This window comes from Streptomyces sp. NPDC057900, assembly GCF_042887885.1.
Taxonomy (GTDB): domain Bacteria; phylum Actinomycetota; class Actinomycetes; order Streptomycetales; family Streptomycetaceae; genus Streptomyces.
In genome coordinates, this window is sequence record NZ_JBHVOI010000001.1 from 725,194 (window position 1) to 747,415 (window position 22,222).

Annotated in this window: 16 protein-coding genes and 1 tRNA gene; 11 read left to right on the forward strand and 6 right to left on the reverse strand. The window is 71.8% G+C overall.

The features are described 5' to 3' along the window. The first annotated feature begins 28 nt into the window (after positions 1-28). The 6 genes from ACFVQ0_RS02915 to ACFVQ0_RS02940 all read left to right on the forward strand — a co-directional run bounded on the left by ACFVQ0_RS02915 (position 29) and on the right by ACFVQ0_RS02940 (position 8,962). Entirely contained in the window at positions 29-1,672 is a 1,644-nt protein-coding gene (locus ACFVQ0_RS02915) for a GspE/PulE family protein (protein WP_390083932.1), read from the forward strand. Positions 1,673-1,751: 79 nt separating this feature from the next. Beyond that, positions 1,752-2,963 (forward strand): type II secretion system F family protein, encoded by a 1,212-nt coding sequence (locus ACFVQ0_RS02920; RefSeq protein ID WP_390083933.1) that lies wholly within the window; start codon positions 1,752-1,754, stop codon positions 2,961-2,963. Continuing rightward, positions 2,960-3,406, forward strand: a complete 447-nt coding sequence (locus tag ACFVQ0_RS02925; RefSeq protein WP_390083934.1) for a type II secretion system protein — start codon at positions 2,960-2,962, stop codon at positions 3,404-3,406. Before ACFVQ0_RS02920 ends, ACFVQ0_RS02925 begins: the two co-directional genes overlap by 4 nt. Continuing rightward, positions 3,403-3,933: a type II secretion system protein gene (locus tag ACFVQ0_RS02930; protein WP_390083936.1), complete on the forward strand. Its 531-nt coding sequence runs from the start codon at positions 3,403-3,405 to the stop codon at positions 3,931-3,933. The genes ACFVQ0_RS02925 and ACFVQ0_RS02930 overlap by 4 nt, the downstream gene beginning before the upstream one ends. Next, the gene (locus ACFVQ0_RS02935) at positions 3,930-7,799 is read left to right on the forward strand and encodes a hypothetical protein (RefSeq protein ID WP_390083938.1); all 3,870 of its coding nucleotides are present in this window, start codon (positions 3,930-3,932) and stop codon (positions 7,797-7,799) included. Before ACFVQ0_RS02930 ends, ACFVQ0_RS02935 begins: the two co-directional genes overlap by 4 nt. Continuing rightward, entirely contained in the window at positions 7,796-8,962 is a 1,167-nt protein-coding gene (locus tag ACFVQ0_RS02940; RefSeq protein ID WP_390083940.1) for a type IV pilus twitching motility protein PilT, read from the forward strand. The genes ACFVQ0_RS02935 and ACFVQ0_RS02940 overlap by 4 nt, the downstream gene beginning before the upstream one ends. A 115-nt stretch (positions 8,963-9,077) precedes the next feature. On the opposite strand, the gene ACFVQ0_RS02945 is transcribed toward ACFVQ0_RS02940, so the two are convergent. Continuing rightward, a tRNA-Pro gene (locus ACFVQ0_RS02945) sits at positions 9,078-9,151 on the reverse strand. Between the two features lie 49 nt (positions 9,152-9,200). Then, positions 9,201-11,834, reverse strand: a complete 2,634-nt coding sequence (locus ACFVQ0_RS02950; protein ID WP_390083942.1) for an ATP-binding protein — start codon at positions 11,832-11,834, stop codon at positions 9,201-9,203. Between the two features lie 109 nt (positions 11,835-11,943). On the opposite strand from ACFVQ0_RS02950, the gene ACFVQ0_RS02955 reads away from it, so the two are divergent. Next, positions 11,944-12,489 (forward strand): DUF309 domain-containing protein, encoded by a 546-nt coding sequence (locus tag ACFVQ0_RS02955; protein ID WP_390083944.1) that lies wholly within the window; start codon positions 11,944-11,946, stop codon positions 12,487-12,489. A 96-nt stretch (positions 12,490-12,585) separates the two neighbouring features. Next, entirely contained in the window at positions 12,586-12,906 is a 321-nt protein-coding gene (locus ACFVQ0_RS02960; RefSeq protein WP_390083945.1) for a hypothetical protein, read from the forward strand. A 19-nt stretch (positions 12,907-12,925) separates the two neighbouring features. Here the strand turns inward: ACFVQ0_RS02960 and ACFVQ0_RS02965 are convergent, their stop codons facing one another. The 3 genes from ACFVQ0_RS02965 to ACFVQ0_RS02975 are packed head-to-tail and all read right to left on the reverse strand — an operon-like array spanning position 12,926 to position 17,062. Next, on the reverse strand, positions 12,926-14,164 hold the full coding sequence (locus tag ACFVQ0_RS02965) for an FAD-dependent oxidoreductase (protein WP_390083948.1): 1,239 nt from the start codon (positions 14,162-14,164) through the stop codon (positions 12,926-12,928). After that, positions 14,161-15,609: an NAD(P)/FAD-dependent oxidoreductase gene (locus ACFVQ0_RS02970; RefSeq protein WP_390083950.1), complete on the reverse strand. Its 1,449-nt coding sequence runs from the start codon at positions 15,607-15,609 to the stop codon at positions 14,161-14,163. The genes ACFVQ0_RS02965 and ACFVQ0_RS02970 overlap by 4 nt, the downstream gene beginning before the upstream one ends. A gap of 19 nt (positions 15,610-15,628) precedes the next feature. Next, a complete protein-coding gene (locus tag ACFVQ0_RS02975) occupies positions 15,629-17,062 on the reverse strand; it encodes an FGGY family carbohydrate kinase (protein ID WP_390083952.1) in 1,434 nt (477 codons plus the stop codon). A 320-nt stretch (positions 17,063-17,382) separates the two neighbouring features. Between ACFVQ0_RS02975 and ACFVQ0_RS02980 the strand changes: the two genes are divergently transcribed. Together ACFVQ0_RS02980 and ACFVQ0_RS02985 are read left to right on the forward strand one after the other, a co-directional pair. Beyond that, on the forward strand, positions 17,383-18,390 hold the full coding sequence (locus ACFVQ0_RS02980; protein ID WP_390083954.1) for a hypothetical protein: 1,008 nt from the start codon (positions 17,383-17,385) through the stop codon (positions 18,388-18,390). A gap of 110 nt (positions 18,391-18,500) precedes the next feature. After that, positions 18,501-20,030, forward strand: coding sequence for an amino acid permease (locus ACFVQ0_RS02985; protein ID WP_390083955.1), 1,530 nt, complete (start codon positions 18,501-18,503; stop codon positions 20,028-20,030). 67 nt (positions 20,031-20,097) lie between these two features. Here ACFVQ0_RS02985 and ACFVQ0_RS02990 read toward each other — a convergent pair whose 3' ends face one another. Continuing rightward, the gene (locus tag ACFVQ0_RS02990) at positions 20,098-20,865 is read right to left on the reverse strand and encodes a sulfite exporter TauE/SafE family protein (RefSeq protein ID WP_390083956.1); all 768 of its coding nucleotides are present in this window, start codon (positions 20,863-20,865) and stop codon (positions 20,098-20,100) included. Between the two features lie 138 nt (positions 20,866-21,003). On the opposite strand from ACFVQ0_RS02990, the gene ACFVQ0_RS02995 reads away from it, so the two are divergent. Then, positions 21,004-22,161, forward strand: a complete 1,158-nt coding sequence (locus ACFVQ0_RS02995; RefSeq protein ID WP_390083957.1) for a substrate-binding domain-containing protein — start codon at positions 21,004-21,006, stop codon at positions 22,159-22,161. Positions 22,162-22,222: the final 61 nt, after the last annotated feature.

Genomic DNA, 22,222 nt, shown 5'->3' on the forward strand with positions numbered 1-22,222 from the left:
GAAGCGGCCGCGCATCGGGGAACTACTGGTGCAGCGAGGGCTGCTGACGCCGGCACAGGTGGACGAGGCGCTCCTGCAGCAGTCGGCGGGCAAGCGGCTCGGCGCCCTGCTGGTCGAACTCGGCATGGTCGACGAGCGGTCACTGGTCGAGGCGCTTTCGGTCCAACTCGACGTACCCGAAGTCGACTTGCGGCAGAGCGAACCTGATCCCGAGGCGGCCGCCCGGGTACCGGAGGCGCTGGCCCGCTCACTGGGCGTCGTCGCCGTACGGCGGGCCGAGGGCACGCTGCTGATCGCGGCGGGCGACCCGGCCGACCCGCGTGTGCTCAAGGAGGTCGGCCGGGCCGTCGCACCGGACCGGGTGCGGTTGGCGATCGCGGCCCCTTCGGACATCCGGCGCTCGATCGACAGCACCTACCGGGCGTTGACCGGTGTCAGCAGCCTCGTCGAAGCCTTCGAGGCGACCGAGACCGGCCGCAACGCCGACTCCGGGGCCAGGGTGGTGAGCGAGGACGCGCCCGTCGTGCACCTGGTCAACCTCATGCTGACCCAGGGCCTGCGCGACCGGGCCTCTGACATACACATCGAACCGCACGCCGACCGGGTCCGGGTCCGCTACCGCATCGACGGCGCGCTGCACGACGTACTGAGCCTGCCGGAGAAGATGGGCCCGTCCGTGGTCAGCCGGATCAAGATCATGGCCAACATGAACATCGTCGACCGGCGGCGCCCGCAGGACGGGCAGATAACCACCGAGATCGACGCCCGATCGGTCGATATCCGGGTCTCCACCACCCCCACCATCTGGGGTGAGAAGGCGGTACTGCGGCTGCTCGACAGCAACCGGACGCTGTTGCGGCTGGCCGAGCTCGGCATGCCCGCCGCGACCTACGAACGGTTCTCGTCCCTGCTGCGCTCCCCGTACGGCATGGTCGCCTGCGGTGGACCGACCGGCTGCGGCAAGACGACCACCCTGTACGCCACGCTCGGTGAGCTGAACCAGAGCGAGCGCAACATCACCACCGTCGAGGACCCGGTGGAGTACGTGGTCCCGTCGGTCAACCAGATCCAGATCAACGACCAGGCGGGCGTCTCGTTCGCGACCGGGCTGCGCTCGATCCTCCGACAGGACCCGGACGTGATCCTGGTGGGTGAGATCCGGGACGCCGAGACAGCACGGATCGCGGTCGAGTCCGCCCTGACCGGCCACTTCGTGCTGTCATCCATCCACGCCGCCGACGCCTGCTCCGCGCTCCACCGGTTCACCGACATGGGCATCGAGCCGTTCCTGATCACCTCCACCGTCGCCGGTGTGGTCAGCCAGCGACTGGTGCGGCGGATCTGCGACCAGTGCCGGGAGCCCTACCGGCCGGGCGTGGACGAACTGGCCTTCTTCGCCGAGGCCGGCGGGTCGACCGACACCGGATTCTGGCAGGGCCGGGGCTGCAACTTCTGCTCGCGGACCGGCTACCAGGAGCGGATCGGCGTCTTCGAACTGCTCGTGATGAGCGACACGGTCAAGCGGCTGCTCGTCGAGAAAGCACCGATCAGCAGCCTGCGCGAGGCCGCCCGCGAACAGCACATGGAAAGCCTCCTGGACGGCGGCGTCCGCCTGGTCGAGGAGGGGGTCACGACCATCGCCGAGATCATGTCCAGCGTGTACGTGGTCTGAGGACGGTCCCCACTGGACGCACCACTGGACGCCCCTCACAACACGAACCTCTGACACCGGAAACCAGGAGGGTACCGGCATGGCCACCTTCAAGTACGTCGCCCTCGGCCCGGACGGGACGCGGGCCACCGGCGTGCTCACGGGCTCCAGTGTCGACGGAGTGACCGACAGCCTGACCCGGCAGGGCTACGACGTGCGGTCGGTCAAGGCTGCGGGCCGCGGCCTGCTGCAGTTCGAACTCACCGCGGCCAAGGTCGACCTGGTCGAACTGAGCAACTTCTCCCGCCAGATGGCCGCCTTCATCAAGGCCGGAGTGCCCATCCTGGACGCCCTGGAAATCATCCGCACCGAGACCAGAGACAAGAAGCTCGGCAGGGTGCTCGTGGACGTCATGGACTCACTGCGATTCGGCGAGAGCTTCGCCGGCGCGATGACCGCCCACGCCGCGGCGCTCCCGCCGTTCTACATCTCCGTCCTCCGCTCGGCCGAGGCGACCGGTGAACTCGACGTGGTGATGGCTCAGTTGGCCCGCTATATCGAGCGCGACGTCGAAGGCAGGCGCAGCATCCGCTCCGCCCTGACCTATCCGGCCCTGGTGATGGGTCTCGCCGTCGCCGTCATCCTCGTCCTCGTCATCTTCGTACTGCCCCGTTTCAAGGCCTTCTTCGAGTCCTTCAACGCGGAACTGCCGCTGCCGACCCGGATTCTGCTGGGCATCACGGACTTCGCCGCGGCCTGGTACCCGGTCATCGCGGGCGTGCTCGTCGTGCTCGTCGTGGCACTGGTCGCGGGTGTGCGGAGCGAACGGGGACGGGTGCTGCGCGACCGGTTCCTGCTGGCGATGCCGGTGGTCGGCGACGTCGTCCGCTTCATGGTCATCGAACGGTTCTGCCGCATCCTGACCTCGATGATCAAGGCGGGCGTGCCCATCCCGGAGGCACTGGGCCTGGCCGGTTCCGGCGCCAACAACCTGGTGTACGAACGGTCCATCGGGACGGCCAGAACGGAGATGCTCGAAGGCGGCGGGATCTCCCGGCCGATCGCCCGCACCAAGCTCTTCCCCGGCTCCGTCACGCAGATGATGCGCGTGGGGGAAGAGACCGGGACCCTGGACGACCAGCTGGAGAACGTCTCGGACTTCTACGAGAAGGAACTGCAGTACAAACTCAAGCGGCTGACCAGCCTGTTCGAGCCGACCGTGGTGATCATGGTCGGGGCCGTCGTGGGGTTCGTCGCCGTCGCTCTCCTCTCCGCGATCTACGGCGTCTACAACCAGGTCGAGGTCCAGTGACCGGCCCGGCACGGCGCCCCCGACGCCGCCCCCGGCTCCGTCGCGGCGAGGAGGGCGAGACCCTGATCGAGGTTCTCGTCGCCGTGGTGCTCATGGGCGTCGCCTTCGTGGCCATCCTCGGAGGCATCGGCACCGCGATCATCAGCTCGGTCACGCAGCAGAAGGTGACCGGCGCCGACTCGGTCATCCGCAGCGCCGCCGAGAAGGTCGTCAGCGCCCCGTACGTCTCCTGCGCCAGTGATTACGAGACTCCCGCGCCGCCGGACGGGTACACAGTGACCGTCGAGATCGAGTACTGGGACGGGGTGGCCGCGTTCGGCCGGCCCTGCCCGGCGGCCGATACCGGGGTGCAGAAGGTCACGCTCACCGTCCACTCGACCGGCCCGCGCCCGGTCAGGGACGCGACCCTCGAAGTGGTCAAGCGGGAGTCGATGCTCTCATGACGAAGCAACGGCAGAGCGGGCGCTCGGAGTCGGGATTCACCCTGACCGAGTTGCTGGTCACGATCGTCATCATGGGCATCATCGCGACACTGCTGCCCAAGGCCATCATTCTCGGACTGCGGTTCACAACGGCCACCGAGAAGCGGGTGGCCGCCACCAGCACGGTGGGCACGCTCAACCGCTACTTCTACGGCGACGTGCAGAGCGCGGACAGGGTCACGACCGACCCCGCGTGCGGCGTTGCCGACGTGATCGTCCACCTGAGCCGGACCGGCACCGACATCGTCTACACCTACGACCGGCAGAGCGGTGCCCTCAACCGGGTGAAGTGCACCGACGGAGGCGACGTCGCCACCACCACGTCGCTCGGCCGGTTCGACAGCGGCACATCGACACATCCGGTGACTCTGAACTGCGGTGCCACGACCTCGTGCACCTCGCCCATGGAGGTAACGCTGACCGTGCGAAGCGACCCCGCCGCGCCCCCGACGGCCCTGACCGCCGTCCGACGATCGAGCGCGTCATGACAGGCCGCCGGGATCCACGCAGCCCGCGCCACGACGACGAGGGCGCGACGCTGATCCTCGCGCTGGCCTTCATCGTCGTCTTCAGCCTGGTCACCGTGTCGGTGCTGTCCTTCGCCGGCACCGGGCTGAAGGCCGCGAGCGTGTACGTCGGCCAGGGCAAGCGGGGCTACAGCGCGGACGGTGCCACCCAGCTCGCGATCAAGAACTTCTCGCAGGGCAACCCGTGCGCCGACTACACCGCCCCGCCGATCAACGGCCGTCAGATGATCGTGCACTGCGACCCCCTCAACTCGTCTCCCGAGGCCACCCGCGCGACCCAGCCGCAGGACGCGTTGCGCAGCCTGGGCCGGGCGGCGACGGACGGCATCGACGTGACCACGCCCGGCCTCCGCGTGCAGGGCAGCGTGTTCTCCCACTCGGACATCACGACCGGCGCGGGCGCCTCGATGGTGGTGTCGGGCGACGTGTCCGCCGTAGGCGACTGCTCACGTGCCGTGTCGCAGACCCGGTTGCCCCCGACCCAGGCCCCGTACGTGCACGGCTGCGCCGACGACACCCCGCCGGCCCCCGCCGACGAGGTCGTGGGCGCGGACCCGGACTACGCACCGCCGGCCACGGCCGTCCCGGTCCGGCAGACGGTGCCCGCGTGCCCCGGCCCCGGCTCCTGGCTGGTGCGGTTGCAGCCCGGATATTACGACGACGCCCGCGCCCTCACCCGCCTCACCGGTGGCGATTGCCCCGATGCCGTCGTGTGGCTGCAACCGGGGCTCTACTACTTCGACTTCACCTTCACCGGCGGCCCCGCGGTCTGGACGGTCGACGACCCCACGGTCAGCGTGGTCGGCGGCACGCGGAGCGGCTGGGCTCCCGGCGCCCCCACCCGCCCGGCCATCCCCAGCCCGGGAGGTTGCGACAGGACGCGGCCGGAGGGCGTCGAGGTCATGATGGGCGGCGGCAGCCGACTCCAGGTCGACCGCGGACACGTCGAACTGTGCGCCCCGGTGGCCCCGGAGGCGCAACAGGTGGCGGTGTACGGGGTCCAGCCGCCGAAGCCGTCACACTCGCTGAAGGCGACAGCGGTGATCGCGAACACCGGCTTCACCGCCCCGGACCATGCCCTGACCAGCGGCGAACGGCCGACCCTGCCCGGATGTCCGCAGCCGACGGGCACCGCGAGCTGCACGGCCGACGCGGTCCTCGGCCCGGCGCGACGCAAGTCGGCCTCGATGCAGCTCGGCGGCTTCACCCCCCGGGTACCGTCCGGCTCCGTCATCACCGGCGCCACGCTCCGTGTCAAGCACGCGGACGGCGGCGACCTGACCGCCCCCGGCGCGGTCGAGGTCACCACCGCCGTCCGCGGAGACACCTGCCGCACCCACGACCTGCCCCGGCACACGGAGCTCACCACGGATCCCCCGATCGACCTGCTGGACGCGTGCGGGCTGAGCGACCCGGCTCGGCTCACCGGACTGACGGTGACCTACGCCGCCACCCTGGACGCCAACGGCACCACCGGCACCGAGCGACTGGACGGCCTCTGGCTGGAGGTCACCTACCGCACGCCGACCACGTTCAAGCCGACCGCCGTGACCGCGTCGACGGGTTTCGCCGATGCCGGGAACGCCCTGGAGATCGGCGAACAACCGGCATCACGCGCAGCGACCGCCGATCTGACCGGGGCGGCCCCGTCCGCGTCGGTCACCCTGGCCGGGTTCGGCCGGCCGCCCTTGCCGCCCGGGTCGACAATCGACTCCGCCGTGCTGCGGGTGGCCCATCGGGAGACCGGCGACGCGGCGGCGCCCAGGATCGATGTCACCCCGGCGGGCGACGGTGACGGCTGTACCGGCCTGCCGCTCACCGCACGGGCGGCCCCGGGCGACGACCGCGTCGACCTGAAGGCCTGCGGCATCACGGCCCCCGGACAGCTGACCGGTCTGACCGCGACCTACACCGCCGGACTGGCCGGGGGCGGTACCGCGGGTGCCGACTCCCTGGACGGCATGTGGCTCGAAGTCGTCTACGATCCGCCACCGCCCCGGCCGGCGACGAGCGCGGAGTCGACGACGTTCGACGCCTCGGCCGACGCGAAGACGATCGACGGCACCAACACGGCCCGCGCGGCGCTCGACCCGGTCGCACGGCCGAAGGCCGACATCGACCTCGGCGGTTACGACTCCCCCGCCGTGCCGCCCGGTTCGGTCCTGGACGGGGCCCTGCTGCACGTCGCGCATCGCGACGATCCCGGGGCGGCCGGAGGACCGCCGCCAACAGCCGCGGTCACCCTGTCCGGGCCCCGCCTGCCGCACACCTGCACCGGCCCGCAGAAGCTCGCCACGCACCGGGGCGCCCTGGCCACCGACACGCTGGACCTGGTCGCCGCCTGCGGGCTCACCGACCCCGCCCAGCTGACCGGCCTGACCGTGACCTACACCGCCACCCTCGGCACCGGCAGCACCGCCGCCACCGACCAGCTCGACGGCACCGCCCTGGAACTGGCCTACCGGCCCCCGATATCGGTCCGGCCCACCGAGGCGGCCAGCACCTCGACGCCCACCGCCGCTGCGTTCCTCGACCCGGACAATGCCCGCGCGATCGACACCACCACCTCGGCCGCGACACTGACCACGGACACCCCGTCGGCGTCGATCCGGCTCGGCGCGTTCGCGATGCTGCCCCTGCCGGCCGGGTCCGTGATCGACAAGGTCGTGCTGCGCGTGTCGCACCGGGGCGACGACACTACCCCGGCACCGCCCGCACCCACAGACCCACCCACGCCGCCAGACCCACCGACACCGACAGAGCCACCCGCACCGCCGGCGCCGCCCACGGCCGCGCTGACCGTCTCCGGCACCGGCACCGCCTGCGACACGGACCACGCCCTGACCCCGCATGAGGGCGCACTCGGTGTCGACGTGGTCGACCTCGGCGCCTGCGGGGTCACGGAGGCCGACCAGTTGTCCCGGCTCGCCGTCGACTACGCGGCGAAGCTGGCCAAGGGCAGCACCGCCGCCACCGAGCAGCTCGACGGCGTCGGACTCGACATCGTGTTCCGGGCCCCGTCCATCAGGGCCCTGTCCGGCTGCTCCACCACGGGCACCCGTTGCGCGGTGCTGAAGTCGACCGACGACGCCGACACGGCCACCGATCACAGCCGCCTGGTGATCAACGGCACCGTCTACGCGCCGACCGCCGCCGTCGACCTGTCGATGAGCCGGGTCGGCTCGCAGATCGTCACCCGTGGCATCGTCGCCCGGACCATCCGCCTCGGCATCAGCCCGGCGACCGGATACCTCCGACCGGTGATCGGGATCCCACCGGAGCCGGTGCTGTTCACGACCTATCCGGCCGTGACCGCTAAACCGGCATCGGTCACCGCGATCACCGGGTTCACACCACCGGCGCCCGGCGCGCCCGTGGACGCCAGGGACGCCACCGTTCCGGGCGGTGGCCGGGCGTCCCTCACCATCGGCGGCTACGCCCGGCCGGCACCGGCCACGACGGGAGCGCTCGACCGCGTCGTCCTCCAGATCGCCCACCACGAAGACGGCGACGTGAAGTCGGTGAAAGCGTCGGTGGACTTCGCCGGCAGCACCTGCGCCGGCACGGAGAACGCGCTGGACGTGCCGGTCCACAGCGGAGTGAGCGGTCCGGTGGCCGACCGGATCGACCTGGCGCCGTGCGGCCTGACCACGGCCTCCCAGCTGGCCGGCCTCACCGTGACCTACACCGTGACCGCCGGGAGCGAGGGCGCGACGGAACACCTCGGCTCCACCCGGATCGACCTGCTGTCCGGCCCACTCGTCAGGGCCGCCGTGTCCTTCGACGGCCACACCGGCACCGTCAAGCAGTGGACGGTCCTGCCATGAGCGAACGAGCCCCCTTGGAGGCCACCATGTCCGGGCCGAGTGCCACGATCATCGACCAGCTGCTCGATGAGCTGTGGGAGCGGGGCGGCAGCGATCTGCTGCTCACCTCAGGATCGGCGCCGTTCCTCCGCGTCGACGGCGCCCTGCGACCGGTCGAGGGGGCCGCGCTGACCGAGCCGGAAGCCGACCGTCTGGTGACCGGTGTGCTGGGCGAGGAACTCACCGAGCGGTTCCGCCGGGAGAAGCAGGTCGATTTCGCGTTCAGCTGGGGAGAAAGGGCCAGGCTGCGCGGGAACGCCTTCGTGCAGCGCGGCGCGTCGGCGCTCGCGCTGCGGATCATCCCGTTCGACGTGCCGTCGTCCGAGCAGCTCGGGCTCCCTCCGGTCGTCATCGGGTGGGCGGGCATGCCGCGCGGGTTCGTGCTGGTGACCGGGCCGACCGGGTCGGGGAAGTCGACCAGCCTGGCGGCGCTCCTCGATTACGTCAACACGCACCGGCCGGTGCACATCCTCACCATCGAGGACCCGATCGAGTACCTGCACCGGCACAAGCGCTCGGCGGTCAACCAACGCGAGGTCGGCACCGACACCGACTCGTTCCCCGCCGCGCTGCGCTCGGCCCTGCGCGAGGACCCCGACGTCCTGCTCCTGGGCGAGATGCGCGACCCGGAGAGCATCTCCGCGGCCCTGACCATCGCCGAGACCGGGCACCTGGTGTTCGCCACCCTGCACACCAACGACACGTCGCAGACGCTGGACCGCATCGTCGACGTGTTCCCCGCCGAGCAACAGCCTCAGATCCGGCTGCAATTGGCGCACACCCTGGTCGGCATCCTCAACCAGACGCTCGTCCCCCGGATCGGCGGGGGCCGGGTGGCCGCCTTCGAGGTGCTGGTGGGCACGCCGGCGATCCGTAATCTGATCCGCGAGGGCAAGACCCGCCAGATCCGCAACATGGTCTCGACCGGCCACCGTGACGGCATGCAGACCCTTGAGACCTCCATCAACGCCCTCGTCGCGGCGGGCGCCATCACCTACGAAGAGGCGATGGCGCACACGGCCTATCCGGAGGACATCCAGCGGCCCCACGTCCCGGCCGGACACCGGGACCCCCGGACCGGACCCGCGCCCACGCAGCCCCAGCCCCAGCCCACCGGACGGTAACGCGGCCCTCGTCCGGTCCCCCGGTCCCCGAAAAGGCCGGTCCCCCGGTACCCAAAAAGGTCAGGGGCCGTTTCAGATTTCTCTGAAACGGCCCCTGACCTGCGACTGTCTCCAGTCGGGACGACAGGATTTGAACCTGCGACCCCTTGACCCCCAGTCAAGTGCGCTACCAAGCTGCGCCACGTCCCGCTGCGATTCCTCCCGGTGTCCCGGGCGGCCGCGCAGGACAAACATTACCTCACTCGGTGGACCGCATTGACGCCCGTGCCTGCTGGGCGCGGGTCGCCAGGGATTCCGCGCCACAGGCCGTCGCCAGCTTGTACGCCCGCGCGAGCTCTGCCGGGGAGCGGGCCGCGATGCCGTGCTCGACGAGGGCGAGCGCGAACTCGTAGCCGGACGGGGACGCCTCCAGATGGCGGACCGCCTCGGCCAGCAGCTGTTCGGCCTCCTCCGGGCGGGCGAAGAGGGCGACGCAGCGCAGTGCCTCACCGATCGCGGTCTCCGTTCCGAAGCGCTCGGCGTGCACTCGGGCGGAGTTGGCGATCCGGGCGGCGCGGCCGGGGTCCTCCTCCGCCAGCGCCCGTGCCAGGTCGCCGGCCCAGGGTCCCCAGATGCCGTTGAACCTGCCGCGCGGTTCGAGGGCCTGACCGGCCGCCTCCAGTTCGGTGACCGCCTCTTTCGTACGCCCCTCGGCCAGCAGCAGACGGCCCCGGACGCACGGGCCGTCGGGCAGCACCATGGCACTGGGGTAGGGCGTACCGAAGTCGTACCGGTCCGCGATCTTGCGGGCCTCCGTGACACGGCCGCGGGCCAGCAGTGTGTCGATGAGCAGGCAGGCGGCGTCCCAGTGGACGGGCAGCCCGCTGCCGACCCGGTCGGCCAGGCGCAGGCCCTCGCGCAGGAAGCCCTCGGCCTCCGCGAGGCGCCCGCGACGACGGTTGACCAGGCCGAGGAGCGTATGGGCGAAGGCCAGGTGGGCGCCGCTCCAGCCGGAGATCTCGAAGGCGCGCACCGCTTCGCCGAAAAGCTCCTCCGCGCGGTCGAGCCGGTCGGTGAATGCGTAGGTGATGCCGAGCAGGGTGGGGAGTTCGAAGCCCCATTCCGTATCGGTCCAGCCGAGACCCCGGGCCGGATGGCCGTTGACCAGGGCGCGTTCGCAGAGGTCGACGATCAGCTGGGAGTTCTCGCCGCGCAGCATGGCGTCGAAGGCCCGCAGGGTGAGCAGGGCCCGCTCCGCGTTGTCCCGGCCGGTGAGGTGGTCGGCGTTGGCGGCGAGCCTGCGGGAGCGGCCCGGACCGTCGTCCTCGGTCGCCTGCATGCCCTCCCAGAGGAAGTGTGCCGCCTGGAGGCGCATCAGGCCGGGTCCTGGCGCGGTCCGCCCGGCCTCGGCCGCGAGGGCGAGCGCGGCCTCCTTCAACTGGTTGTTGTGGGACAGCGCGGCGGCGAGCCGGAACGTGGCGTCGACCCGCAGATTGTCGGCGAGTCCCGGGAGGTCGAGCGCGGCACGCAGATGCCGCACGGTGGTGGGTGGCGAGCTGAGGAGCGTGGCACAGCCCAGCTCGTAGAGCAGGGTGGCGTGCACGTCCTGGCGCGGTGGTTCCTGGAGAGCCCGTTCCAGACAGCGGCGGGCCGCCTCCGGGGCGCCGACGGCGAGGTGCTGTGCCGCGGCTGCCCGCAGTTGCTCGACGAGTTCGTGGTCGTCGTCCGGATGGACTTCGAGCAGATGCCGGGAGGCCGCGGCGGGGCCGAGACCGGCCCGGGTGATGGCCCAGGCCGCCCGGCCGTGCATGGCGGTGCGGGTGGCCGGCGGAATCGAGCGGTACACGGCGGTGGCGATCAGCGGGTGGACGAACTCCAGCGGGTCGAAGCCGCTGACGATACGGGCCTCGCGCAGCCGGGCCGTGCAGTCCGCCGCCTCCGCGGGGCTCATTCCGGCCAGCGTCGCGGCGAGGTCCTGGGAGATGTCGGTGCCGAGCACCGCGGCGGCCCAGGCGAAGCGGTTGGCGTTGGTGCCGAGCCGTTCGAGCCGGGCGACCAGTCCGCTGCCGCGGGCGGACGCGCCGAGTTCGCGCAGCAGCCCTGCGGACTCCTCCAGCGGGGCCAGCTCGCGGTCCTGGACCTTGGCGACGAGTTCGACCGCCTCGTAAGGGTTGCCGCCGGTGACGGCCCAGACCTCGCGGCAGAACGGGTCGTCGGCGTGTTCACCGAGGCCCGCGCGGACCAGTTCCGCGGTGGCGTCCGGGGTGAGGGCCCGCAGGGCGACGCGCACCTGCGCCGGATGTCCGCCGGCCGCGGTGCGCGCGGACTCCCGGGCGGCGAGCTCCTCCGGGCGGTGCGCCTGGACGACCAGGACGCGCAGTTCACCGAGCCGGGCGGTGAACGAGGCGAGCCAGGCGAGGGATTCGCCGTCGGCCCAGTGCGCGTCGTCGATGAGAAGCAGCAGCGGGCGGTGGCTCAGCCGGGAGGCCAGCCGTGAGACGACCCAGTCGAGGCCGTCGCGCACACCCTGCGGATCGGGCTGCGGGCCGGTCGGCTCGACGAGCCCGAGGGCGGGCGCGGTGATCTCGTACCAGGACCCGAAGAGGGCGCGTACGTCGTCGGCGGGGAGCTGTTCCAGTGCGGGCTGGAGGAGTTGGCGTACGACGTGGAACGGTACGGAGGTGACGGTCTCGCCGCCGCGTGCTGACCAGACGGTGCACCGGTCGGCCGCCATGGCCTGGATCTCGGCCAGTAGCGCCGTCTTGCCGATGCCGGCCTCACCGCTGAAGATCAGCAGTCCGCCGGACGCCTGCGCGCCGCAGAGTGCGTCGACGGCTTGTGCGGCAGCGGCGATCTCCGGTTCGCGCTCGTACAGCGGCCGGGACGGTTGCATGCCTACCCTCCCCCAAAGTGGTACGGACAACTGTCGAGAGTAGTCGTGCGCGGGTGTCCACCGACAGTGCTTCGGGGAGTTCGCCGCAGGTGCGGGGCACAATCGAAGGGTGGACGAGACACGCAGGGACCGCGACACCGAAGGAAGGGCGCACAACGCGCGCCCCCGCGACGGGCTGGGGCGCCCCTTGCCGTACGGCTCGCCGGGGGTGGAGCGGCAGCCCGAGGGGGTGGTGCGCTCCCCGCAGGAGACCGTGCGGGAGGCACAGCGGCTGCTGGACGCCGGGATGCCGTTCCACGCCCATGAGGTTTTCGAGGACGCGTGGAAGTCGGGCCCCGTGGCGGAACGGGAGTTGTGGCGCGGGCTGGCCCAGCTCGCGGTCGGGCTGACCCATGCCGCCCGTGGCAACGCGACGGGCGGGGCGCGGCTGCTGCGGCGGGGCGCGGCGGCGCTTTCGGAGTACATGGGCGGACCGGACGGCTCGGAGTCCGTGGACTCCGCGGAGTCTGCCGGTGGTGGTGCTCCGGCGCACGGGATCGATGTCGGTGCGCTTACCGGGTGGGCGCGGGAGCTTGCCGGGCGGGTGGAGGGGCCGGGCGCGGAGCCCGTCGACGCCGCTGCCGAGGCGCCGCGGCTGCGCGGCGGCAGCCGGTAGCCGGGACGGCAGCGGGCGGCGGGGGCGCGCGTCCTTTCCCTCCCCTTGACCGAGAGCGGTGAACAGGGCCCCGCGAAGCTATTACCATCCCGCGTCATGAGCACTTCTGACCAGGACCAGGCCGTGGACACCCCGATAGCCGCACCCGACGCCGAGGAGCGTCGGCTGACACCACGTCAGGCGAGACGGCTGCGCATCGTCCTGTCCTCCGTCGGCATGGCCGCGATGGCGGTCGTCCTGGGGCTGCGGATCGCGAGCCGGTCGTCCGTCCTGGTGGTCGGGGTGTACGGGCTGGCGCTGATCCTGTGCGGGATCGTGATCGAGCTCAGCCGGAACGGCCGCACCCGGCTGGGCAGTTGGCTGCTGGGGATCGGGCTGATCGCGGCGATCGGTTCGGACTGGCTGCTGATCCCCTGACCTTCCCGGGCTCCCCCGGTCAGCGCATGCGGATCCGTACGGTGCCGCCGTGCGGGTCCGCCCGGTCCAGCCAGTCCGCGGACAGGTGGAGGGGGACACCGGGCCGGGCGGGCAGCAGCAGCCGTTGCCGGTGCAGCAGCCGCCCGTCCTGGCGGACCTCGAACAGTGGGGCGGTCCTGCGCAGCCCGGTACGCAGGACGAGGCGGTTGTTCAGCGGCGGGTCCCCGTCCGGGCCGATGAGATTGGGCGCGATCCACATCAGCGGGGCCTCGACCGCGAGTGCCGTACGGCCGGTGGGCCACGTTCCGGTGGCCAGGTAGCGCAGTACGGGGGCGGCCGCCGCCCGCCCCTCGGCCGCCGCGGTGACCGCGCTCTCCACCGCGTGCAGCAGATTTCCGACGGCGAAGACTCCGGGCTCGCCGGTCCGGTACGAGGCGTCGTGGGCGGGTCCGCGAGTGCCCGGATCCAGGGCGACCGCGCCGCGCCGGGCCAGTTCGTGGTCGGGGATCCAGTCGCCGGTGAAGACCACGGTGTCGCAGCGGAGCGTCGTGGTCCGGCCGTCCTCGTGCCGCACCGTGACTCCGGTGAGCCGGCCGCGACCGGTCAGGCCGGTCACGGTGGTGCGGCTGAGCACCGGTGCGCCGGGGCCCCGGCGCAGCACGGCGAGGGGCTGCGGTGGACGGGCGGTCACCAGCGCGGCGACCTCGGCTCCGGCGACGCGCAGGGTGTCGGCCGCCGCGTGGCCGACCGGTTCGTCGCCGACGACCACCGCGCGGGTGCCGATGTGCTGGTGGTGGAGGTGGACGGCCTGCTGGAGTTCTCCGGTGGTGTAGACGCCCGCGGGGCGGCTGCCGGGGACGAGCCGGGCGCTGCGGGGGCGTTCTCTGGCGCCGGTGGCGAGGAGGACGGCGCGGGCGGTGATCCGTTCCAGTCCGTCCGGCCCCGTGACGTCGAGGGTGCGGGCTCCGGCCCAGCCGGTGACGGTGATGCCGGTACGCAGGGTGGCGCCGGCCCGTTCGGCGGCGGCCGCGCACCGCAGGGCGTACTCGGGACCGCTCAGACCGCCGCCGTTGATGGTGATGGTCCGGCGGACGCCGAAGCCGCCGTGGTGGCAGTGGCGTGGGATGCCGCCCGCGCTCTGCTCGCGCTCCAGGACCTCCACCGGTACCCCGGACGCGGCGAGTTCGGCCGCGGCGCCGAGTCCGGCCGGGCCCGCTCCGACGACCAGCACGTCGGCCGTCCGCTCGCGGCGGGTCATGTCCGCTTCCTCCCGGTCAGTGCGCGGAGCCGGGCTCCGCAGTAGAAGCCCTGGCAGCGGCCGTTGCCGGCCCGCGTCCTGCGCGCGAGTCCTTCGACCGAGCGGGGCGGCAGCACGGAGTCCAGTGCGTCGCGGATCTCGCCCTCTGTGACACGTTCGCAGTGGCAGACCACGGTGCCGTAGGCGGGGTCCGCCGCGATGAGACCGGCGTCCAGGTAGGGGCGCTCTGCCGCCTCCCCCAGGTTCGGCATGGTGACGGGCGGCAGCTCGACGGGTGCGCCCAGGTCGAGGCCGGTGCGGGCGAGCAGCTCTGTGACGTGTGCGGCGATGGCCATGGAGGCGGTCAGTCCGGTGGACCTGATGCCGCCGACGGCGACATAGCGCAGCTCCGGGTACTCCTTGATCCGGTAGTCCTCCTGGCCGGTGGCCGCCCGCAGCCCCGCGTAGACGGCGGTGACCTCCTCGTCGATCAGCCGGGGCAGGACGCGGCGCCCCTTCTCCCGCAGCAGCGCGAGTCCGTCCCGCGTCGACTCGGTGGCGGCCTTGTCGTCGAGCTCCTCCGCGGTGGGGCCGAGCAGCACGTTGCCGAAGACGGTCGGTGCCACCAGGACGCCCTTGCCGGCGGCGGTGGGGACGGGGAGCAGGATGTGGCGGACGAGATCGCGGGCGAGCTTGTCGTAGACGATGAGCTGCCCGCGCCGCGGTGTGACGGTGAAGGCGTCGTGCCCGAGGAGGCGGTCGATCTCGTCGGCGTGCAGTCCGGCGGCGTTGATCAGTGCCCGGGTGCGGAGCGTGCCGCGAGTGGTCGTCAGGGTGTGGACACCGGTGCCGGGCTCAGTACCCGGCCCGGCGCCGGGCTCAGTACCGGGCTCGATGGCCGTGACGCGGCAGTCCAGGTGCAGGTGGACGCCGGCCAGGACCGCCTGGGTGGCGAAGGCGAGCGGGGTGGTCCATGGACAGATGACGGACTCGTCGGGGATCTCCAGCGCGCCGAGCGCGCCCGGCCCCAGGTGCGGTTCGAGCTCGGTGAGCCGGCTCGCGTCCAGCAGCCGGGCCGCGTGGTAGCCGTTGCTCTCGGCCTTGGCCAACAGGCTTGGGAGTGCGTCTAGTTGTTCCTGGTCCCAGGCGACGAGGAGGGCGCCGACGCGTTCGACGGGGATGCCCGTCTCGGCGGCGTACGCGGCGAGTCTGCGCTGCCCCTCACGGACCAGCCGGGCCTCCAGCGAACCTGGCACGGCGTCGAACCCGGTGTGCAGGATCGCGGTGTTGGCCTTGGACGTGCCGTTGCCGATGTCGTCCGAGGCCTCGACGAGTGCGGTACGGACGCGGTGGCGGGCCAGTTCGCGGGCGATGGCGGTGCCGACCACTCCCGCGCCGATGACCGTGACGTCGTACTCCTGGCCCTCGGGCAGCGGTTGCCCGGCCCTGGTGACGGTCCGGGTCATCGCCCGGTCCGGGAAGCCGTCACGACCGCTCCAGAAGGGTGCCGACCGCCGCCCGGAATCCGGCGAGCCGCTCGGCGGCCTCCTCAGGGCCGATCCTCGGCTCGTACACCGCGGCCGGCTCCCAGTCGGGCACCGCCCGGTGCGGCGAGAGCCCCGGATCGAGGCCGAGCCGGGCAGCGGCGCCCACGCCGAGCGCGGTGACGTCGGGCAGCGCGGACACCTCGACGGGCCGTTGCAGCAGATCGGCCTGGGTCTGCATGAGCAGGGCCGAGCGGGTCAGACCGCCGTCGACGCGCAGCACCCCGGGCCGCTCGCCCAGATCGGCCGCCACCGCTTCGGCCAGCTCGACCACCTGTGCGGCGATGCCCTCGCACAGCGCCCGCACCAGGTGTCCGGCGGTGGTGTCCAGGCTCAGTCCGGTCACCGAACCCCGGAGGTCCCCGCGCCACCAGGGGGCGGCGAGTCCGGCGAGCGCCGGTACGAAGGTGACGCCCCCGGAGTCGGGGACGGAGCCGCCGACCGGATCGAGGTCCGCTGCACCGGAGATCACCTTGAGGTCCGTGAGCCAGCGCACGGCGGAGGCCGCCGTATAGACCTGCCCGTCCAGGCAGTAGCTGGTCCGCCCGCCGAGCCGCCAGGCCACGCAGCTGACCAGTCCGGTGGAGCTGCGGCGCGGCACCGCGCCCGTCTGGGCCAGCAGGAACGCGCCGGTGCCGTAGGTGCACTTGGCGGCGCCCGGCTCCAGCGCGCCCTGAGCCAGCAGGGCGGCCTGCTGGTCGACGAGGAGGCCGGTCAGCGGCAGCTCGGGCCCGAACGCGGTCGTCGTCCCGAACGCTCCGGCGGCGTCGACCACCGACGGCAGGCGTTCGTCCCCGAGACCGAAGATGTCCAGCGCGGCGGGTGACCAGCCGACCCGGTCGAGGTCGAGCAGCTGGGTACGTCCGGCAGTCGCTGCGTCCGTGACGAACTCTCCGGTGAGCCGGTGGACGAGCCAGGAGTCGCTGGTGGTGACAACTCCCTCGCGGGTCAGTTCGCGGCGGATCCAGGCCATCTTCGGGGCGGCGAAGTAGGGGTCGAGAGGGAGTCCGGTGAGCTCCCTCAACTCCTCCCCGTATTCCGCGAGTCCGGCACAGAGCCCGGCGGACCGCCGGTCCTGCCAGACGATCGCCTCGGTGAGCGGTCTGCCGGTCCCCGGATCCCAGGCGAGCACGGTCTCGCCCTGATTGGCGAGGCCGACGGCGACGGCCGGTTCGCCCGCTTCGGCCAGGGCCCGCCGTCCGGCGTCGACGACCGAATCGAACAGCTCGGCCGGGTCCGCCTCGACCACTCCACCGGCACCGAACCGGGGGCGCACCGGAGCGGAAGCGGAGCCGATCACACCGCGCTCCGGACAGATCACCAGCGCCTTGGTGCCGGAGGTCCCCTGGTCCACGGCGAGTACCGGACCTGTCATCGGCTCTCCATGGGACGCGTACTCCGGGGCTAGAACGGAATCGTGATCTTCGGTGGCGGGACCCCAGAGTGGTGCAGCCCAGCGGTTGAGTCAAGCACCACAAATACGTATGTCCGGAACCGTCCTTTGACGTTCAACCTCCCATTTGCTGAGGCGACTTGAATAAGATCCATGATTCATTCGGGGGTTCGGCGCAATGGGCTCTACACTCACCGCCGAGCAACAACCGGACGCTTTACAGCAGTTCATATTTCAACAGCTGTTTCACCCCCCACGTCCTTGAGGATCGATGAGAACGACACCACGTCCAGAGCACGTCCATGGCCAACAGTGATTTCCGGCCGGTCTACCATCCGGCCGGCCACGACAACGACCTCCGTTCCGCGTTACAGGACTTACGGACGGGACGCTGGCTCTCCATGCGCGATCTGCTGGAGAGCACCCCGGACTGGACCCTGTGGACCCAACGCACCCAGGTGCTCGGAGCCGTCGCAGCGGGCTCGGACGCGGTACAGGCCTGGCTGACCGAGGAGCCCCGCAGCGTCGCGGCCGCCGTGATGCACGCCCGGGTCGTCGTGGAACGGGCCGTCCGGGCCCACCGCGAGGGGCACGGCCGCGCACAGGAGCTGTGGCAGCAGGCCTGGGAGTCCTGCCGCTCCGCCGCCCACGCCTCGCCCGCCGATCCGGTCCCCTGGGTGTGCCTGCTGGCCCTCTCCCAGCTGGACGAGCGCCAGCGGCTGGAGGAGCACCGGCTGCACCCGCCGGGGCCGATGCTCTTTCCCGGCCCCTGGGGCCTGCTGGCGGAGGCGGACAAACGCGATCCGTACAACCGCGAGGCGTACCACCGGATGCTCCAGTTCGTGTACGCGCGCAAGGCGGGCGGCTCGCTCTCGGAGGCGGTCAACTTCGTCCAGTGGGCGGCGTCCTCCGCGCCTGCCGGGTCCGCCCTCCATGTGCTTCCGCTGTATGTGCGGGTCGAGCGCTACCGGCGCGAACGCGGCCACGAGAAGGCCCTGGACCTGCACTGGGTGACCGAGGACGCGGAGCGCGACGCCGTCCGCGCCCTGGAGATCTGGTTCCTGCGCACACCCGCCGCCAGCCATACGCTGCTCGACCTGAACCATCTGGCGCACGCGCTGTGGGGGGCGCTCAAGTTCGCCGACGCGGCACCGGTGTTCAGGGAGCTCGGCCCCTACTTCACCTCACTGCCCTGGGCGTACCGCACCCGAGGCCCCAAGGACCCCGGCGGCGCGGAGGAAGTGTTCCTGCGCGCCCGCGGCCGCGCCCTGGCCGCGGTCCGCGACCCCGGCAGGGGACCGCACGGCTGAGCGGGCACCCGCACCGCCCCTCACCCGTACCCGCGCCGACCCTCACTGTCCCCCGTACCCGCGCCGACCCTCACTGTCCCCCGCATCATCACCGCTCACGGAGGCCCCCCATGTCCATATCCACCTCGACCCACACGGGTTCCGAGGCCAACACGCCGAAGGACGAGGAGCAGCGGCTGCGCGAGCTGGGCTACCAGCCGGTGCTCGCGCGCCGGATGGGCGGCTTCGGCAACTTCGCCATCAGCTTCTCCGTCATCTCGATCCTGTCCGGCTGCATGACCCTGTACGGCTTCGGCATGTCGACGGGCGGGCCCGCGGTGATGCTGTGGGGCTGGGCCGGTGTCGGCCTGTTCGTGCTCTGCGTGGGCATGGCGCTCGCCGAGGTCACCAGCGCGTACCCGACCTCCGGGGCGCTGTACTACATGGCGGACCGGCTCGGCGGCCGTAAGTGGGGCTGGTACACGGGCTGGTTGAATCTGCTCGGGCTGCTCGGCGCGATCGCCGGCATCGACTACGGTGCCGCGCTGTTCACCGGGGCGCTGATGAATCTGCAGTGGGGGTTCACCCCCACACCGGGCAAGACGATGGTGATCTTCCTCTGCATCCTGCTGCTGCACGCCGTGCTGAACCTCTTCGGTGTGCGGCTCGTCAGCGTGCTCAACTCGATCAGCGTGTGGTGGCACCTGGCCGGTGTCGCGGTGATCGTCTCGGTGCTGGCGATCGTGCCGTCGCACCACCAGTCTCCGTCGTTCGTCTTCACCGAGTTCGTCAATGACACCGGCTGGGAGAACCCGCTCTACGTGGCGGCGATCGGCCTGCTGCTGGCCCAGTACACCTTCTGCGGCTACGACGCCTCCGCCCACCTGTCGGAGGAGACCTCGAACGCCTCGGTCTCCGCGGCCCGCGGCATCGTCCGTTCGATCTGGGTCTCCTGGGTGGCCGGATTCGTCCTGCTCGCCGGGCTGACCTTCGCGATCCAGGACTACGCGGGCACCCAGGACAGCGCCACCGGGGTGCCGCCCGCCCAGATCCTGATCGACGCGCTGGGCACCTCGGGCGCCACGGCCATGCTGCTGATCGTGATCGCGGCGCAGCTGTTCTGCGGCAACGCCGAGGTCGCCGCCGCCAGCCGGATGGTGTTCGCCTTCAGCCGGGACAACGCGCTGCCCGGATCCGCGCTGTGGCGCAAGGTGAGCGCCCGCACCCAGACGCCGGTGAACGCGGTGTGGCTGTCGGTCGTCGTCGCCGGACTGCTCGCCGTTCCGTCGCTGTACTCCGCGACCGCGTACGGCGCGGTGACCGCGATCAACGTCATCGGCATCACGCCCGCCTACGCGATCCCGATCTTCCTGAAGCTGCGCGCCGGTGACCGCTTCGAGCGCGGGCCGTGGCACCTGGGCCGCTGGTCGAAGCCGGTCGGCTGGATCGCCGTGGTGTGGGTCTCGATCGTCACCGTGCTGTTCCTGCTGCCGCAGTCGTCCCCGGTGACGATCGACTCGATGAACTACGCCTCGATCGCGCTGGTCGCCGTGCTGGTACTGGCCACCGTGTGGTGGTTCGTCGCGCGGCGTTCGTACAGCACGCCGTCGGCGTACGGCAACGCCCGCGAGCAGGCGGAGATCGAGGAAGGCATCATCTGACGCCAGGGATGCCGTTGAGATACCGCCGTCGGCCCTTCCGGATCACCGCGATCCGGAAGGGCCGCCGTCAGTTCAGCAGCAGTTGGAGGCCGCCCAGCACGGTCGCCCCGATGACCAGGCGTTCGAAGAGCGTCTGGTTGATCCGGTCCACGCACTTGCGGCCGATCCAGGCGCCGGGGAGCACGAACAGCAGCATGCAGGCGTCGAGCAGCAGCGAGCGCCCGTCGATCAGTCCGAGGCCCACGCTGAACGGCACCTTGGACGTGTTGACGATCAGGAAGAACCACGCGGAGGTGCCGAGGAAGCCGAGCTTGCGGAATCCGGCGGAGAGCAGATAGAGCGACATGACCGGGCCGCCCGCGTTGGCGACCATGGTGGTGAAGCCGCCGAGCACCCCGTACGAGCGGGCTTTGAGCCGCTCCGCCGTGTCCGGTGGGCCCGTGTCCGGCGCCGGCTCCCCGCTCCCGGCGGCGGTGCGGCGGCGCCAGACCGTGACGCCCGCCATGAAGAGCAGGATCGCCCCGATCGAGGTCCGTACGGCGGCGTCGCCCGCCCACATCATGAACAGCGTGCCCGCCACCACGCCGACGGCGACGGCGGGAAAGAGCCGCAGCAGCGTCGGCCAGTGCGCGTGGCGGCGGTAGGTGAGCACGGCGAGCACATCGCCGGCGATGAGGATCGGGAGCAGCACTCCGGTGGACTCGCGGGCGGGGAGGACCGCCGCGAAGACCGCGAGGCTGATCGTGTTGGCGCCGCTGACGGCCGTCTTGGAGAAGCCGACGAGCGCGGATGCCGCGGCCAGTGCCGCCAGTTGCCAGAGAGTGAGAGTGTCCATGCCGAAAACAGATCGTAATCTGCCATGATTTTCGGCCTTTACCCAGCTGGGGAAGCGGCATGGCTATGCTGCGCTCCAAGCGCTCACTGGAAGCGTTCAAACGAACAACGCGCAGCGGTACGGCAGGGGGCCAGCAGCATGCGGGAGCCGGTTGAGCTCAGGCGTCAGCGGATCATGTCGGTGGTGGAGTCGCGGGGCCCGGTCAAGGTCAGCGTGCTCGCCGCGGAGCTGGACGTCTCGGTGGTCACGGTCCGGCGCGATGTCGAGGAGCTGACCCGGGCCGGGCGGCTGCGGCGCGGTCACGGTGTGGCCAGGCCGCTGCGGGAACCGGCGGGCGTCGCGCCCGCACCGGCCGTGCGGGGCGACGGGCCGGCCGGTGAGGGCGGTGCGGTCGCGCTGGTCGTGCCGGAGCGGCATTCGTACCTGTACGAGACGCTGCACGGCGCCCGGAGCGTGCTGGAGGAGGCCGGGATCCGGATCGCGCTGCACATCGCGCCGCAGTCGGCAGGTGCCGAACGCCCGCTGGTGGAGCGGGCGCTGGCGGACGGCGCGCGCGGGCTGCTGATCGCCCCGCGGTGGCGCCACACGCTCTCGGAGGAGCTGGACTACGGCTGGCTGGCGGATGTGGGGGTGCCGACCGTGCTGATGGAGCGGCGGCCCCGGCCGGGCAGCGCGCTGCACGCCCTGGACTCCGTCTGTTCCGACCACTGGTACGGGGTGCACCTGGCCGTGGAGCACCTGGTGGCGCTGGGCCACCGCCGGATCGTGCTGGCCGCCCGCGACGACAGCCCGACGGCCCGCACGGTGCGTGCCGCGTTCGCCGGGATCGCGGCGGAGCGCCCGGAGGTGGAGGACTGGACGGTCGTGCTGAGCTCACCGAACGCGGTGCCGGGGCCGGGTCCGGCCGAGGCGGGGCAGGCGCCGCCCGTCTCCCCCGGCAGCGCGGGGCACGCGCCCGACCTGGCCGCCCTGTTGCGCGAGCGCGGGGCCACGGCGGCGGTGCTGCACGGCGACGTGGACGCGCTGATGCTGGTGCAGCGCCTGGCCGAGAACGGTGTGCGGGTGCCCGGGGACTGCTCGGTGGTGGCGTACGACGACGTGGTCGCGGCCCTCGGCAGCACGCCGCTGACCGCGGTGTCGCCGCCCAAGGCGGAGATCGGCAGGGCGGCCGCCGAGCTGCTGCTCCACCGGCTCTCCGGCACGGCCGGGGCCGCCGGACCGGTGCGCCGGACGGAGCTGCTGCCGGAGTTGAAGGTCCGCGGATCGGCCCAGGCGGTCACTCTCACCACGGACTGATCGTTTGACCGCTTTAATTTTCTTCTGAGCGATCTATTGACCGTTACCGATCAGCCGAACA